At 55.1% G+C, this 15335-nt stretch carries 14 protein-coding genes; 9 read left to right on the top strand and 5 right to left on the bottom strand.

Annotated elements, in window-relative coordinates; genetic code table 11:
- Positions 1-7: 7 nt before the first annotated feature.
- The 4 genes from VAE55_RS16660 to VAE55_RS16645 all read left to right on the top strand — a co-directional run bounded on the left by VAE55_RS16660 (position 8) and on the right by VAE55_RS16645 (position 5584).
- The gene (locus tag VAE55_RS16660) at positions 8-697 is read left to right on the top strand and encodes a PH domain-containing protein (protein ID WP_322816849.1); all 690 of its coding nucleotides are present in this window, start codon (positions 8-10) and stop codon (positions 695-697) included.
- Between the two features lie 62 nt (positions 698-759).
- A complete protein-coding gene (locus VAE55_RS16655; protein WP_322816848.1) occupies positions 760-1581 on the top strand; it encodes a purine-nucleoside phosphorylase in 822 nt (273 codons plus the stop codon).
- A 74-nt stretch (positions 1582-1655) separates the two neighbouring features.
- Positions 1656-4454 carry a C1 family peptidase gene (locus tag VAE55_RS16650; RefSeq protein WP_322816847.1) on the top strand — a complete coding sequence of 933 codons (2799 nt, stop codon included), beginning with the start codon at positions 1656-1658 and terminating at the stop codon, positions 4452-4454.
- A gap of 890 nt (positions 4455-5344) precedes the next feature.
- Positions 5345-5584, top strand: coding sequence for a hypothetical protein (locus VAE55_RS16645; protein WP_322816846.1), 240 nt, complete (start codon positions 5345-5347; stop codon positions 5582-5584).
- Positions 5585-5794: 210 nt separating this feature from the next.
- On the opposite strand, the gene VAE55_RS16640 is transcribed toward VAE55_RS16645, so the two are convergent.
- The 4 genes from VAE55_RS16640 to VAE55_RS16625 form a co-directional block, all read right to left on the bottom strand.
- The gene (locus tag VAE55_RS16640; RefSeq protein WP_322816845.1) at positions 5795-6238 is read right to left on the bottom strand and encodes a hypothetical protein; all 444 of its coding nucleotides are present in this window, start codon (positions 6236-6238) and stop codon (positions 5795-5797) included.
- Between the two features lie 109 nt (positions 6239-6347).
- Positions 6348-6767, bottom strand: coding sequence for an NUDIX hydrolase (locus VAE55_RS16635; RefSeq protein ID WP_322816844.1), 420 nt, complete (start codon positions 6765-6767; stop codon positions 6348-6350).
- 113 nt (positions 6768-6880) lie between these two features.
- Positions 6881-7765: a fructosamine kinase family protein gene (locus VAE55_RS16630; RefSeq protein ID WP_322816843.1), complete on the bottom strand. Its 885-nt coding sequence runs from the start codon at positions 7763-7765 to the stop codon at positions 6881-6883.
- A gap of 119 nt (positions 7766-7884) precedes the next feature.
- Positions 7885-8148, bottom strand: coding sequence for a PspC domain-containing protein (locus VAE55_RS16625; RefSeq protein WP_012258786.1), 264 nt, complete (start codon positions 8146-8148; stop codon positions 7885-7887).
- Positions 8149-8346: 198 nt separating this feature from the next.
- On the opposite strand from VAE55_RS16625, the gene VAE55_RS16620 reads away from it, so the two are divergent.
- From VAE55_RS16620 to VAE55_RS16600, 5 genes are all read left to right on the top strand, one after another.
- Positions 8347-9012, top strand: a complete 666-nt coding sequence (locus VAE55_RS16620) for a hypothetical protein (protein WP_322816842.1) — start codon at positions 8347-8349, stop codon at positions 9010-9012.
- Between the two features lie 597 nt (positions 9013-9609).
- Positions 9610-10563, top strand: coding sequence for a decaprenyl-phosphate phosphoribosyltransferase (locus VAE55_RS16615; protein WP_322816841.1), 954 nt, complete (start codon positions 9610-9612; stop codon positions 10561-10563).
- A gap of 6 nt (positions 10564-10569) precedes the next feature.
- Positions 10570-11376, top strand: coding sequence for an isopentenyl phosphate kinase (locus tag VAE55_RS16610; protein WP_322816840.1), 807 nt, complete (start codon positions 10570-10572; stop codon positions 11374-11376).
- Positions 11373-11510, top strand: a complete 138-nt coding sequence (locus tag VAE55_RS16605) for a hypothetical protein (RefSeq protein WP_322816839.1) — start codon at positions 11373-11375, stop codon at positions 11508-11510. Before VAE55_RS16610 ends, VAE55_RS16605 begins: the two co-directional genes overlap by 4 nt.
- Positions 11511-11558: 48 nt before the next feature.
- Positions 11559-12257, top strand: a complete 699-nt coding sequence (locus tag VAE55_RS16600) for a stage II sporulation protein M (protein ID WP_322816838.1) — start codon at positions 11559-11561, stop codon at positions 12255-12257.
- Between the two features lie 222 nt (positions 12258-12479).
- On the opposite strand, the gene VAE55_RS16595 is transcribed toward VAE55_RS16600, so the two are convergent.
- Positions 12480-14435, bottom strand: coding sequence for a glycosyltransferase family 39 protein (locus tag VAE55_RS16595; protein WP_322816837.1), 1956 nt, complete (start codon positions 14433-14435; stop codon positions 12480-12482).
- Positions 14436-15335: the final 900 nt, after the last annotated feature.

Here is a 15335-nt window from a genome sequence, read left to right as displayed (position 1 = left end):
GCGGGCCATGAGTTACGTAGAAAGCTTGCTCGGGCGGGGAGAGCAGATTCTATACATTGCCCGCCAGCACATTTTTGTGTTGATTGTAAACATCTTGACCGAATTGTCCTTGATTGCCATCCTGGTCGCTGCCGGTGTTGCCTCGAATATGGCGTTTCGGAATAATCCGACAGCGATGATTGGTGGTATCAGTATCAGTAATCTGATTTTGCTGATCTGTATTGTGATCAGTATTATTGTACTCATCAGTGGTTTCCTCGACTTTTTACGCTGGAACTCGGAGCAAATTATTATTACCGACCGCCGGGTTTTGCAGATACGTGGGATTTTTAACAAACGGGTGATTGATTCCTCACTCGAAAAGATTAACGATATTGAATTGCGCCAGAGCATTTTCGGGCGTATCTTCAATTTCGGTACTATCGAGATACTCACTGCGTCCGGCAGCGAAGGTGCGAATCTGATGGATCGGATTGAAGCGCCATTGGAATTCAAGCGGGCATTGCTGGAAGCGAAGCATAATCTCGAACGGGGGTATGGCTATCTGGAAACCGATGGCTATGTGCCCGGGCGACCGGTTGGTGGGGTGATTGATATTCAGCGCACGTTGGAAGAACTGGCCCGTCTGCGCGATCGGGGGATTCTGTCGCCGGAAGAGTTTGAGGCGAAGAAACGCGATCTGCTCAGCCGTATTTGATCTATTGTTCGGGTGATGTTGCTGATCCCGTCGGGATCGGTATAGATAGAGACAGGTGGTCAATGTATAACGATATCGAACAGGCTTGCGCAGCCATCGCCCCGCGGCTGCGCCTCTCGCCACGGGTTGGCCTCATTCTCGGTTCCGGCTTGAGTGCGCTGGCCGACGAGATGACTGATGCGGTTGTGATTCCGTACCGTGACATTCCCGGCTTTCACGAGCCAAAAATCGTTGGTCATCGCGGTGAGCTGGCGATTGGGATGCTGGCCGGTCAACCGGTAGCGGCGATGCGTGGCCGGTTTCATTTCTATGAAGGCTACAGCATGCAGGAGGTGACCTTTCCGGTGCGGGTGCTGCGCGCCCTTGGCTGCGAGACGCTGATCGTCACCAACGCTGCTGGTGGTTTACGTCCCGACTGGCAGGTTGGGGATATTATGCGGATCAGCGACCAGATTTTTCTGCCGGGGATGGCCGGCCATCATCCACTGCGCGGCCCAAACGACGAGCGGCTAGGGCTGCGGTTTCCGGCGATGGTTGGCGCCTTCGATAATGATCTGGTGCCGCTGACCCGCGCAGTAGCAGCCGATCTAGGTATCACGTTGCGTGAGGGTGTCTATTGTATGCTAAGTGGCCCTCATTTCGAGAGTGCCGCCGAGTTGCGGATGCTGTGCGCATGGGGTGCCGATGCGGTGGGTATGTCAACTGCGCCGGAGATTATTGTGGCAATACACGGCGGAATGCGGGTATTGGGCTTTTCCCTGATAACGAATCTGGCCTTGCCAGATGGCCCGCCGGCTAACCACGAAGAGGTGATTGAAGCCGGTGAAGCGGCCAAACCGAAATTTGCCGCTCTGCTGCGCGGTATCCTGGCTCGGATGGAGTAATGTTGCCGGATGACGAGACCCAATTGCCCGGCACGGCTTGCCCGGAAGATTGATGATAGAGATGGGAATTTGCTATGCGCACACTCACACCATTGACCGAAGTGGCCGCCATTGATGACGCAACCCGAACGGCATTGGCTGCCTATTGGATCACCAGCGTCGAAGAGCTGGTGGCGACGGCACGGGCCGCTAATACCGGTTTGGGCAGCGGTCTGGCTGCGCTGGCGCAGGTGTTGGGGCGCAGCGAAGATGATGTGCGAGCGATGGTGATGGCGGCGCTGGATGTGGTGCCCGACGCCAGCTCGTTCAGTGTCGATGTGGCAATGGCACCGGTTGGTACCGGTGCCATTTTCGATGATCTGCCCGAAGTTGATGCGACGGCGTTCAGCCCACCGGTTGGGCTGCCGGCAGAGGTGCCGCCACTGTTGAATCTGCCCCCACCGGTGAGCCAGGGGCCGCGCAATACGTGCGTCGCCTTTAGCATTGCGGCGATGGTGCAAATCCTGAGCAAAGACTCGACCGATCTTTCCGAGCAGTTTATTTACTGGATTAGTAAGGATCGTGACCGGATTCCGGGCGATGTTGGTACCAATCCGCTGGTCGCGATGCGAGCAGTGGCCGAGCTGGGGGTGTGTCGGGAAGAGACGTGGCCCTACCGGCCAGAGCCGGTTGATAACCAGAACCCTGGGCACGAACGACCGAGTCCGGCTGCGTTTCAGGAAGCAAAACAACGTCGACTGGCGGCAGTCGAACAGTTGCCGGCGCGTGATGTGCAACAGATTAAAGCCGCATTGGCTGCCGGACGACCGGTGTTAATTGGCCTGATGATCGGTGAGCATTGGACGAGTAGTGGACAGGTGCGCCGGATCGGGCGTGTGCGACGGGCATTGCCCGGTGAGCAACGCCTGGGTGGACACGCAATGTGTGCGCTGGGCTATCGCGATGATCCGACAGCACCCGGCGGCGGCTACTTTATCGTGCGTAATTCGTGGGGGAGTGATTGGGCAAGTGAAAATCCTGATGGGCCGGGATATTGCTACGTACCGTACCAACTGATCTTCGATGAGGGCCTGGCCGCCCTGGTTGCCACGGGTGTGATTATCGAACAGCCGGAACCGGGTGCTCCTGTGCTGGGCAAGGCTGCACCTGACGAACTCACAGCCATCCTGACCGAGATGCAAACCCTGCGGAGCCGGCTCGACGCCTTGATCGAGCGGATACAGGTCCTGGCCGGTGTCCAATCGGCGGTAAGCGTGGCGGACACCGAAGCCGTGCCGGTCGCTCCCGCTGAGCCGACAGTGCCGGTGGTGACCGGCTACAGCGGCCCGCTGATCCTGGTGGCCGATGATCAAAGTCCCGATGAATTGTATCCAAACGGCATCGATGGCCGGCGTGGCGAGCCGCTCCTGCGCATTGATGCAAAGCGAGCCAGTTCACTGGCTCAGCACAGTGAAGACTCGAAAGACCTGCACGCGCTCCATAAAACCCGCAATGAAGCCGAGGAAAAACATTTTGGTGTCGTCGCCGAGATCGATCAGGAAGATTTGGTGCAGGCACGTTGGGCACTGGTAGTCAGTGCAACCGACGATGTGCGCCTGATCGAGGCGCTCTGGCCGTTGATTGAGCATCGGGCCCAGCAGCAGGGCATTGTGCTACCGGTAGTTGACTTTCGCCAGGGGGAAACCTGTGCCGAGTGGGCCGGCCGCTATGCCGATCCGAAGCAACTATGGGAGCAGCGTGCGCCAGTCCTGGTGCATCGCCCCGGTGAGCGGGTGAATGCCTGGCTGGCCCGCCACGGTACAATGGCCGGTCCTGTCAAGCCGAGTCAGGGTGTACCCTTCTATCTCTTAATCGCCGCCCGGCCAGGGCCACTGGCTGAGAACGACCGGGCGTTTATCAGTTTCAATTTCCAATACGAACTCGACATTTTCTGGGGTGTAGGTCGGCTCTGTTTTACGGATGAACGTGGGCATCATCGTTTCGCCGATTATCGTACCTATGCCCAACGGCTGGTTGATTACGAACGACGGGCAGCGCGAGAGGTTCGTCTGCGGCGCGAGATTGTCTATTTCGGCACGCGCCACGATCTCGACAAGTCAACCGAGCGTAGTGCGCTTGAACTGGTAACCCCACTAGCCAAATGGCACGAGCGTGGGTTGCCGCAAAAACAGGGCTTTGCCAAACGGCTCCTGTTGGCCGGGGATGCGACACGCAGCAATCTCGAACAGGCCCTGCGTGATGGCAATCAACCGCCGGCGATCCTCTTTAGTGCCACCCACGGGCTGGGATTACCGGCCACCGATCGCGAGCTTATTCCGTATCAAGGCGCATTAGTGACACAAGACTGGACCGGTTTTGGCGGGATCAAGCGCGAGCACTGGTTTGCGGCAGAAGACGTGCCGACCAGTCTTTCACTTGAGGGAATGGTTGCTCTGATCTTTGCCTGTTACGGTGCTGGTTGTCCGCAGCAAGACGAATTCATTTTCGACCCCGAAAAAGGTCGCCCGATTATTGCCCCCTTCACGTTCGTGGCCCAACTGCCGCAGCAGATGCTGTTGCGCGGTGCGCTGGGTGTGGTTGGCCATGTTGAACGGGCCTGGACGTATGGCTTCAGCATGGATGGTGCTCGTGGTCAAACCCAGAGCTTTGAAGATGTGATCGGGCGTCTGGTAACCGGGAAACGGCTGGGGAGCGCGACCGATCAGTTCAACATCATCCAGGCCGCCCGTTCACTCACTCTGGCTGAAGAGCTGGAGAACATCAAGTTCGGCAAGCAACCCGAACCGCGTGAGCTTTCGACGCTCTGGATGGCACGGAATGATGCGCGCAACTATATGCTGCTCGGCGATCCGGCAGCGCGGCTGGCAATCTGAGAGGGTCTCGGCTTCGCAAGAACGCTGGAAGCGTGCGCTACTGGCGCATGACCAGGATGTCTGAACAGGTTGTCCGATGAGAACGCGAGTCGTAGGGGCACGGCATGCCATGCGCCTACTGTCCAGTGGTGAATCGTGCAGGTGTGATCCTCGTGGTGAAGCGTTCCCAGATGTGCTACCGGCGCGTTGTAGGGGCGACGCATGCGTCGCCCCTGAAGTTTCACGGGCAGTTGCATCCGGGAGCAGCACCGGAGTGATCATTGGATACTGCATAGCTCGCGTGCGGGATCGGGGGTGATGGCTGGCGAGTCGGCGGGTTAAAACCCTGCCTCACTTCGTGGAAACCCCTTCGGGGCTGGCCTGACGGCGGGGAATGGGGGCCAGGTGTGCTCGTGGATAGCGCCCTGCAGGGGCGTGCAGGTCGTGAGGCAGGGCGTCAGCCCGCATGACCGCAGGGCTGGCCTGGCGGTGGGGAGTAGGACGCTGCGGAACCTATGACCATCTGGTGTGCGTGATACACGATGCGCCGTGTCCAGCACGATGTGCTATGAAGGGGCATACCGGCTGTTGGGCAGCATGGGGGTAATGCATAGCCCGCTGGCGTCGGGGGGAAATGGTTCAGTGTTGGTCAGGAGCGTGGGTGGGTGGTGGGTAAGGCGGAGGCTTGCACGCTCAGGAAGATACCGCAGCGGGCGCACGGTGGTGCAGTACTCAGATGCAGCGTCGCGGCAACGTTGGATAGCGTGTTTTGGCTTCTACTACACCAGATTTGATGTAACCTCACCGCACGCAGCGCGATACCCCACGGTGTGGTGTAGTGTCACCCTGACTCTTGACGTACAGATCATTTCCGACTACACTACCAGTAATACAGATTGAGAGGAGAACCCATGACCGCCGCTCGTCGCACACCATACACGTTACCGCAACTTCCTTTTACCGGTAATCAACCTCTACACACCGAGATTGCCGATCCGACGTGGCCACTTGCCTTTAAGACATTACTACTTCTCAATGGCGCGACCTCAGTTCACGATCAACTGCTGGCATCGCTGTCAGAAGCCGATCTCGTCGCACTCCGTGGTAGCCTGTTGTTGCTCCAGCACGACGAGCCAACCAATATTGCCTGAGTCTGGCATTGTTGATGGCAAGGTGAGACGATTGTCTGACGTGCAGCTATACACAGTCAGACTGTCTTGAAATGTCCTGCTGCTGAATATCTTATCCATCCAGTCTGTAATGGTCATAGCATGGATTTGTAAACAAAGAGAGGGGCAGGTTGAAAGCCTGCCTCTACTGTCGCTGATTCGGTCTGATTCTGCCAGGAGGTACCTACTCCATCAGGCTTTCACCAGACGATGGTTTGGTTCGCTTGATTCATAGATACGCGCTATCAGACAAAGCAGGTATTGCTCAACCTCGACCACAACCAGACGTTCGGCTGGCGAGAGAGGGAGCTGACTTAGCTCTTCAAAATACCAGCGAATCATGGTTGTGGTATGTTCATAGGCTACTCCCCAGCGGGGCAGTACGCCCCGTGCCCAGCGTAATTCGGTTTCGGCGATCTCGAGGGTGTTAAACAACAAGATTGCACGTACCAGATCACTGAACGGTTGCACTGCCACGCTGGCCATCCGTTCTACTGGGTCGTAGTTCTCTTCTAGACGCAGGGTATGGGTTAGTTCGGGGAATGCACGTAACAATCGTCCGGCAACTCGTTTAGCGAGGGCTGGCCGATGCTCTGTGATCCGACGAGCAAGCTGGCTGGCGGTGACTTCGTCCATACGTGCCTTCCTTTGGTAGTGTAACTTGATTATAGCACGTCATAGTCCCTGTTCTGTTGTGCATTGGTTCTGAATTGGGTTGGCACTTCCGGTGCAGCGGTAATGGCGATCACTTGCTGAACAGTGTCTGCGCTGCACGCACAATAGCCCGTAAACGTGGACGCTGCAGGCGGTCTATGGCTTCGGCGAGTGGCACCCAATCGACGGCCACAATCCGCTCACTACCGCCGGTTGGTCGGGCGCGTCCCTTTATCGCACGTAGTAGGTAGTAATCCACAATTTTGCGCTGCTGACCTTGTGGCCCGCTGATAAGGTAATCGATACTGCCCAGTATATCAACTACTTCAGCGGTCACATGGGTCTCTTCGCGAACTTCACGTACAATCGCTTCTAGGGCCGGTTCATCGCGCTTGAGTTTACCCTTTGGCAATGACCAGAACCCTTTTCGTTTGCGAATGAGTAAAATCTCGATGGTACCGTCAGATTGAATGCGGTAGACGACTGCGCCAACGCCATAGATTGGTTTCATCTCAAGTTGATCTTTTTTATTTATTATCATATTTGATCATATGGATATATCTACATCAAATATTTTTATATCATACATCGTTTTGGATGGAAATTGGAATGGCGGGAAGCTGATTATTCTTTCACGTAGCGGTGAGTAATTGCGTCGACGTGAGTGACATACCCAGCACCAAACAGGTTGAGATGATTGAGCAGGTGGTACAGGTTGTAGAGATCGCGGCGATCCCGATAGCCAGGTTCAAGTGGCCAGGCTGCCTGATATGCTTGGTAGAAATGAGGAGAGAAACCGCCAAAGAGTTCGGTGAAGGCCAGTTCGGCTTCGCGATCACTGTAGGAGACAGCCGGATCAATGAGGATCGGTGTACCACGAGGCCCGTTCAGCACATTACCACTCCACAGATCGCCGTGGATGAGCGATGGCACGTGAGCGACACCACCGAGCCAATCGTCAAGATGGTCAACGATGTATGCAAGTGCGCGTCGCTGTCGTGAGGACAGTAGACCATGACGTTCTGCCAGTTCGATCTGCGGCAACAGGCGCTGTTCACGAAAAAATGTAATCCAATCGGCCTTCCAACCGTTGCGTTGCAGTGTCCCGCCGATAAAGTTGTCGTGTTCCAGGCCATAGGCGGCGGCGGTGCAACGGTGCAGTGCCGCCAGTTGCTCGCCGAGTCTGGTCGCATCGAGTGGATGACCGTCGCTGCTGATCCATTCACTGAGCAGGATTGCCGGTTGCTGATCATCGGCTGCACAGGCCAGAATAACTGCCGGCACGCGAATGGTCATGGTTGCCGCCAGTGTTTGCAGGCCATGCGCTTCAGCAGCCACCATTGCAGCCGGCGCCCCATTGTTCGCCCACTTGAGCGCGAAGTGCTGACCTTTGATAGTGATCCGAGCCAGGCGAGCACCAAAACTACCGCCGAGATGTTCGACGGCTTCGATTGGTTGCCCAAGTGCTGCAATGATTGGGTTGGTGACATGTGTCGGCAACGAGGTCATATCTGCATCATACGTGTCTAACCATAATCACGAGTCAATGATAAAAGACCGACGCCCTTGCGTCAATAATCCGGCACAAGGGCGTATCGGTACGTCAGAGCCGTTGTTGCATAGATCGGCTAGTTGAGTTTCTGTCCCGTGTACGGGTCATACTTCCACTCGCCGGTCGGGTCTTGAGCCGGTGTGGTTGGCAATGCCAGCTCCTCTTTTGGCATCACAATCCAGAGAATGACGTAGATCAGTGGGCTGAGACCACTCAGAACGGCCAAGACAAAGACTAGGCGCACGATGGTGCTGTCGATACCGAAGTAGCGGGCGATGCCACCGCACACACCACCGAGCATGCTATCGGTTGCGCTACGGGTCAGACGGTTGGTTCCCATGACGTTCCTCCTTGATTTCAAAGTCGTTCCCGTTTCCTGGGTATACGACGTGAATGATTTTCATTTGTTGCAGCCGTCTCCACAATCTTCTCACGACCACTTCACGAGTTCTTCAAAATTATGCGTTACCCTACAAATGTCGCCGGAGTTTGACAGCTTAACGGAAGCGCAATCCGGCGTAGCAAGGGAGGTTTGACAATGAAACGAACACTCTTGAGTGGTCTGGCCAGTGCTATATTGGCGCTAACTTTGCTCTGGTATCAGCCGGTATCTGTAAGTGCGTCTCAGGTTGTTGAAGCGAATACGACAACGGTCGAGCTTGGTTATGGGCGAGGTGGTGGCTGGCGTGGATGGGGAACAGTCAATGTGAATATTCTGATACGCACACTGAGCAACCTAACCGGACTTGATACGGCAACCATTCGCACCGAGTTGCAGAATGGGCGGAGCCTGGCCGATATTGCAGCCGCCAATGGCAGCAGTGGCGATGCGCTGGTGCAGGCAGTCGTTGATGCGGCCAAGACCCGGCTCGACCAGGCGGTGGCAAATGGGCGGTTGACGCAGGCGGAAGCCGATCAGCTCTTGACCTCGATCCGGAATCAGGCAACAACGCTGGTGAACGATACGACGTTGGGTACACAACTGGCCGACCGAGCAGCGAAGGTTTCGCAGCGGAGTACGCTAGGCTGGTTGATTCAGGCTGCTGCCGATCAGACCGGCCTTGATCAGGCGATCATCCGTTCGCGCCTCCGCAACGGTGAGACGCTGCGGGCGATTGTTACTTCAGCGGGTGGTGACCCGCAGCGGGTGATTGATGCCGCAGTCGATGCCTTCCGCCAGGCGGCGACGACTGCGATGCAGTAGAGGGTAGGAGATAGGGGATAGTTGGTGCGAGGTTTGATGCAGAATGGCTTCGTGTAGGACAGGTTTCGGCCCGCCTCGCGCTTGAACCGCACCTCGCTAATCGGTGTCTCAATCCGTACCGCATAGCTTCGGTGTAGCACAGGCTTCGGCCCGTGCTACACTGTTGTTTACTGATAGGGCTATCCTAATCATACCGGGATGCTTCACCCATCGCATGATGTGCTCGTTGTCACAGCAGCCATGATCCGGTCTAGGCGTGCCGGCAGGAACGCACAGCTATGCACTCCTACCGGGCATTCTTGGACAATCATGTCCGGCAAGGTGTGAAATCAACGTACCGTATCTGCCATCCTATGGGTCGTGCACAAGTGACACTAGCGCAGACAGGGTTGTTCCATATGAACCCGCAGCCAGCATTGCCATTCATTCCCTAAGAACCTATCCGAAACATCGCTTCTGAGGCACGTTTCGTAGGGCGAGATGGCATCTCGCCCTACGTTTCGGATAGGCTCTTAGGTAGCGGCAGATTTTGACGATTGACGCGCTCGTGGGGTACAATCAGGCAAGGTCTGGACTGATGAGGATGTAACGATATCCATGAAAAACCTTTCTGGTTCACAATCTATCGAGCGCGTGGCTCCCCTCAGTGCCCGTTCCTTACAGGCACTGATCCGCACAATGCGACCACGGCAATGGATCAAAAATATCTTCGTCTTTGCTGCAATTGCTTTTTCGGAAGGACGCCTCTGGTATACCGAGCCTGTTCAGTTACTGCGTGTCATTGGGGCATTTATCGCTTTTTGTATGGCGGCCAGTGCAATTTACCTGATTAACGATCTGGTAGACATTGAAAAAGACCGTGCCCATCCCAGGAAATGCCATCGTCCACTGGCAGCCGGTATTCTTAGCCCCACGCTAGCGATGGTTACTGCGGCAATCCTGATCATCGCAGTCTTTCCGTTTGCATTCTGGCTCGATGGTGATCTTGATTTTATGCTGGTATTGGCGATCTATATCGCCGTCCAGGGCTTTCTCTACAGTTACTGGCTAAAGAATGTGGTCATTTTTGATATTCTGATCATTGCGGCAGGCTTCATTTTACGGGCAGTTGCTGGTGCTGTGGTGATTGATATTGTTATTACACCCTGGTTAATTGTCTGTATGGGATTGCTGGCCCTCTTCCTCGGTATCGGCAAGCGCCGACACGAGCTAAAATTACTTGAAGATGGGGCTGGTAATCATCGTCGCATTCTGGACGAATACTCCATCCCGTTGCTCGATCAGATGCAGGCTATTGTGACCGCTAGCATTGTGATGGCGTATAGCATGACGGCGTTCTCGGCACCGGTTGCACCACAAAAACCGTTTCCAATGTTGATGATCACCATCCCATTTGTGGTGTATGCCATCTTTCGTTACCTGTACCTGATCCATCAACATGACGGTGGAGGTGCACCCGAAGACCTGGTGTTGCAAGATCGGCCACTGGCCCTGAGTATTGTGTTATGGGGTATTACCGTATTAGGTGTTTTAGTACTGTTTCCATCGTAAACAGCTGTGTATACCTTCGTCAAATTTGGTGGCTCGGTTATTACCGACAAGACAGGGCGCGAAGCTGCTGATCTGGTTGTGATCGAACGCCTGGCATACGCTGTAGCAGAGGCACGTGCCGCCGATCCGAACCTGGCGTTGGTGCTGGGGCATGGCAGTGGCTCGTTTGGGCACCACTACGCGGCACGCTATGGCGTTCATCGTGGGATGCCTTTGAACGCCGATCATACGGGTTTTGCCCTCACCGCAGCAGCGGCCCTGCGCCTCAATCGGATTGTGGTCGATACATTGCTGGCTGCGCAGGTGCCGGCAGTCAGTTTTCAACCGTCGGCTTCCCTGCAAAGTGCAAATGGTCAGATCATTACCTGGGAGACAGCTCCAATTGCCGAGGCACTGCAACGCAGGCTGGTGCCGGTTATTCATGGTGATGTGGCGTTTGATACCGCTCAGGGTACAGCAATTATCTCTACCGAAGCGCTGCTTAGCTTTCTTGCCCTACACAGCCCGTTACAACCGCGCCGTATTATTCTGGTCGGTGAAGCAGCCGTGTATACTGCCGATCCGCACCGCGATCCTACCGCTCAACCGATTCCGCTGATTAATCAGGAAAATATTGCTCAGGTCTTAGCGATGACCGGTGGCTCACGGGCTGCTGATGTGACCGGTGGTATGCGGAGTAAAATTGAGTTGACGTGGCACTTAATCGAGCGATTGCCAGAATTGGAAGTTACGCTCATTGGGCCAGACCCGGCATTGCTTACCGCTGCACTCCGCGGTCAACCACTTGCCATGGGGACGGTGATAAAGCGATGATAACACCCGATCAACAGATTCGCCAGCGCAGCACTGCCTGGCAACGGCTTGAGGAACTGATTGATCGTGCCAGGGGCGGTATTGCCAAGCTATCGGCAGCCGAATTGCAAGAACTTGGGCAACTGTACCGTTAGACCTGTACCGATCTGGCAATTGCTCGCCGTGATTATCCCGATCATTTGTTGACCAGCTATCTCAACCAGCTTGTTGCCCGTGCTCATGGTGTTGTCTATCGCTACAGTCTCAACGAACCGCAGCGAATTATCACTTTTTTTCGCTCTACACTCCCCCAAACCTTTCGCGCAACCTGGCAGATGACGCTCATTGCAGCAATGCTGCTTTTGCTGCCAGCAATAGCGGCCTTCATCACGACATTTCGCGATCCTGTGCTAGGCGAAGTCCTTATGCCCGGTATTGAGGTTCTGGTTGATCAGATTCGCGCCGATGAAGAGTGGTGGTTACGAATTAATGAAGGGCCGACTGCTGCTATTGCTGAAATTATGACCAACAACATCAATGTTGCCATCAGAGCATTTGCCGGCGGCATCACATTTGGTCTGTACACGGCGTACATTCTTGTTATCAACGGCCTACTTCTTGGTACGGTGAGTGGTATTGCGCAACGTCTCGATTTTGCCCCTAATCTCTGGGGGTTCGTTGTTGGTCACATTACGCTCGAACTCAGTGCAATCTTTATTGCCGGTAGTGCCGGGTTACAATTAGGCTGGGCAATTTTGCGACCAGTTGCTCAGTCGGCGTCACGCTTTGATTATCGCAGCCCGGCGGGCTGTTGTACTGCTCATCGGGTGCGGACTGATACTGATCACGGCCGGCCTTATCGAAGGGTTTATTTCACCAACCGAACTACCATTTATTGTTAAGCTAATCGTTTCGATAGGTTCGGGTGTGTTGTTGTACACCTACCTGCTATTCAATGATCATCACAGATAAGCTGTCGATAGGCAGGGCGGGCACGGAAGCATCTACCGCACTCCAACGATGTGTCACAGATACCCTGAGCGTAGAAGAGGTTCCCCTCAACAGTGTGGGAACTGCTGTAATCGCCGCATTGCACGTGCAGGCTTGAAGCGGCATAACAGCCGCTAGCGCCTGATCAGCCGGATTGACTCGACCAGAACCGCACCGCCATCACCCAGCGCAACCGGGTCGAAGCGCAGACCACCGATCTGCGTCAGTCGTTCACGTATCTCATCAAACGAAAGGCGATAGGTTGTCATTTCCATTCCCGTAAGGACGAAGCGCAACGAGTAATCTTCAGCGGTTTGCCCGGCCGGATCGAGCACAAAAATTTGGGCATCGCGGTTGGTTGTTGTCGTCGCCAGTCGTACCTCTATCGCCTCAATGTCAGCAGTAGTCAGAAGTAGTGGCGGACTGATCAGCATGGGATCAAGGGATGGTATCATATGCCAGCCCACCTTGATCAGGGTATCGAACTCAACACCGCCGACCTGCCAACCCCAGCGACCCTGACGAAAATCCCATCCTTCGGAAACCGCCACTTCGTTGGCACGCGGGATCAGCCGGTACACCGGCAGATCGGTTGGCAGTGGTGCCAGACGTAACATTCCCTGCACCGGTGCATAGCAGCTAGCAACCGTCTCGGCATTCAAACCAAACCGCTCGGCCGGCGTCGGCGGCTGATCGGGAGGGGCAGGCGATGGACGCTGAGCCTCATCGGCGATGATCACTGCATAGCCGGCTGTGAGCGTCACCTCGATTCGCTGCTGAATGCGGGCACAGGCTGCCTTCCAATCACTATTACTGGCCGTCATTGCCTGATTCAGGCCGTATACGTTATCGTGCTGCCAGTAGTGCGGTAAATATAATTCGAGCACTCCATCGGGCACGATTATTAGATCACCGGGTTGACTGATTTCGGCCAACGCTGCGGCAATGCGTTGCTGAAGGTCACGCTCGGCTGCACCACGCTCAATAATAGCCGGTAGATTAAGCGACAGCAGGCTGAGCGACAACAACAGCCCAACCCAACCGATCCATCTAACAGTCAACGCCGCGCTCAACAAGAGTGCTAACGGTGGCAAACAAGCGATCCAGAACTCGATATTGTCAGGTTCCCACCACAGGAAGAAGAGACCATACACCCCAAGCCAGCCAACAATACCGGCCCGCAATGGCAACGGCAGACGCGCGACACCCCCTCTGCCGGCGACAAGCAGACCTATACTGGCCAGGCCGATCACACCACCGCCGAAGAATGCCAGCGTCGCACTCCAACCTTTCAACAGACCGATAAATTTCGCCCCATCAATTGCACCACCCCAAAAGCCGGTCTGAGCATAATCCGTCAACCATAACCAGATGTCTTCCCAACAACGCATCCCGCTGACCCCAATCGCTACCCAAAGATAGGCGCTACCGACAACCATCAACAGCGGGATGAGGTATGAGATGAACAAGCGCAACCGACGCAGACGGTTCGTCACAGCCAGCGCGATGGTTAGAAAGATCGGCACTGATAGGAGGACATTCGTCTGATGCCCCAACACCGCCAGGCCTTGCGTAATACCGAGCCAGATCGATACGTGCATCGTGGGCTGTTGCGCCATCTTGAACAGTAGCCACAGCACACCGATCAAGGCTACGGCTGCCAATGTATACACCTCAACTTCTACCGCGTAATACCAGTAGGCATAGCTAAAACCGACCCATAAGGTTGCTGCGAGTGCCGCAATGCCTGATCCGGTTACGCTACGACAGATCACAAACAGAAAAGAGACACCAATTGCCCCAGCAACCGCATTCACCAATTGCAACCAGATTTCAACACTGCCTTGCCAGCCCAGCGCAGTCGCGATGGCACGGATCACCGCCCCCAGCGGCCCATACAGCAGATGGTGAGGATGAAACAATTCAGGCCATGGCTTGCGATCAACATCGAGAATATATGAAAGCGCATCGTAGGTATGGACTTCGGTCAAGGTCGCGCTGTAGAGGCCAGCAAAGGCCACACCAAGCAGCAGTACCGACCAATAGAGGGATAGTCTGCGCTGTTTTCCAATCGGATCAAGAATGGTCATATACAGCGAACTCATGTAAAGCTAACGTGTTTTGAGGCAAAATAAAACAATGTAGCGATAGCACGTACCCGATAGCACCTACACGGAAGTTACTTCACACCCAGAGCAAGTACGCTCATTTACGCGCAAAGTGATGCAGAGATAGAGAAGAAAAGTTATGCTTCCGCACCCATCGTATCTGAACCAGGCTTGCAAGAAAGATAAAACCTTCCTGATCACACACGGCTCTGACGTGCTTCCTGGTGTGACCGAACGACAGGTAAGCACCCAGATAATATCAAATCTTGCATAGTCCTATGCATCATAGCACCAGTCGTAGGGTGATCCACGGGTATCCGCTGCATCCGCGAGAATTCGTGGAGATCATCTGCAGAACATGGATGCAAGCGGATATACCATTAGCATCAGTAATCCGCCGCTAACGATACGTATCGTGCAAATCACAGGGCGGAGAGTGCAGATTAGAACCTATTTCAAAAAACATCTACTAGAAGTTATCTCATTCATTGCCGACCGATGCCATGATCGTAACGAGCACACCCGGCATTCGGGTGACCAGCCGGGTCAACGACCTGACACGTGCCAGAACGTGAGCACGGCTGGTGCGGCAGCATGGCTGCCGCACGCCAAACGCTGCGTCACGCACATAATGAGCGGGCAAGGCAACCAATCCCGCGTATGATAGCACCAGAGATGGTTATTAGAGCGCGATAGTACAGCGTTTTTATGAAATAAGTGCTCTGTTGCAAACATTGATTAAATGTGGTAACAATGGCTTATGCACCCGCGAGCAAGCCGTTCTGGCAACGTTGCACGTATCGCCTCTCACCTGAGCCAAACGGCGCTGCCACGTTCTGCGCATCCGAACCGTCCGCATCATGGCACCGTGCCCCAGGTGGC

Origin of the sequence: Chloroflexus sp. (assembly GCF_034432675.1) — a bacterium.
In the GTDB taxonomy this organism is placed as follows: Bacteria; Chloroflexota; Chloroflexia; order Chloroflexales; family Chloroflexaceae; genus Chloroflexus.
Note: the sequence above shows the minus strand (reverse complement) of the source record. Positions and strands in the feature narration are given on the sequence as shown.

What these genes read in the sequence shown, in the direction of transcription:
- VAE55_RS16660 (WP_322816849.1), top strand. Translation starts at nt 8, where the DNA reads ATGAGTTACGTAGAAAGCTTGCTCGGGCGGGGAGAGCAGATTCTATAC.
- VAE55_RS16655 (WP_322816848.1), top strand. Translation starts at nt 760, where the DNA reads ATGTATAACGATATCGAACAGGCTTGCGCAGCCATCGCCCCGCGGCTG.
- VAE55_RS16650 (WP_322816847.1), top strand. Translation starts at nt 1,656, where the DNA reads ATGCGCACACTCACACCATTGACCGAAGTGGCCGCCATTGATGACGCA.
- VAE55_RS16645 (WP_322816846.1), top strand. Translation starts at nt 5,345, where the DNA reads ATGACCGCCGCTCGTCGCACACCATACACGTTACCGCAACTTCCTTTT.
- VAE55_RS16640 (WP_322816845.1), bottom strand. Translation starts at nt 6,238, where the DNA reads ATGGACGAAGTCACCGCCAGCCAGCTTGCTCGTCGGATCACAGAGCAT.
- VAE55_RS16635 (WP_322816844.1), bottom strand. Translation starts at nt 6,767, where the DNA reads ATGAAACCAATCTATGGCGTTGGCGCAGTCGTCTACCGCATTCAATCT.
- VAE55_RS16630 (WP_322816843.1), bottom strand. Translation starts at nt 7,765, where the DNA reads ATGACCTCGTTGCCGACACATGTCACCAACCCAATCATTGCAGCACTT.
- VAE55_RS16625 (WP_012258786.1), bottom strand. Translation starts at nt 8,148, where the DNA reads ATGGGAACCAACCGTCTGACCCGTAGCGCAACCGATAGCATGCTCGGT.
- VAE55_RS16620 (WP_322816842.1), top strand. Translation starts at nt 8,347, where the DNA reads ATGAAACGAACACTCTTGAGTGGTCTGGCCAGTGCTATATTGGCGCTA.
- VAE55_RS16615 (WP_322816841.1), top strand. Translation starts at nt 9,610, where the DNA reads ATGAAAAACCTTTCTGGTTCACAATCTATCGAGCGCGTGGCTCCCCTC.
- VAE55_RS16605 (WP_322816839.1), top strand. Translation starts at nt 11,373, where the DNA reads ATGATAACACCCGATCAACAGATTCGCCAGCGCAGCACTGCCTGGCAA.
- VAE55_RS16595 (WP_322816837.1), bottom strand. Translation starts at nt 14,435, where the DNA reads ATGACCATTCTTGATCCGATTGGAAAACAGCGCAGACTATCCCTCTAT.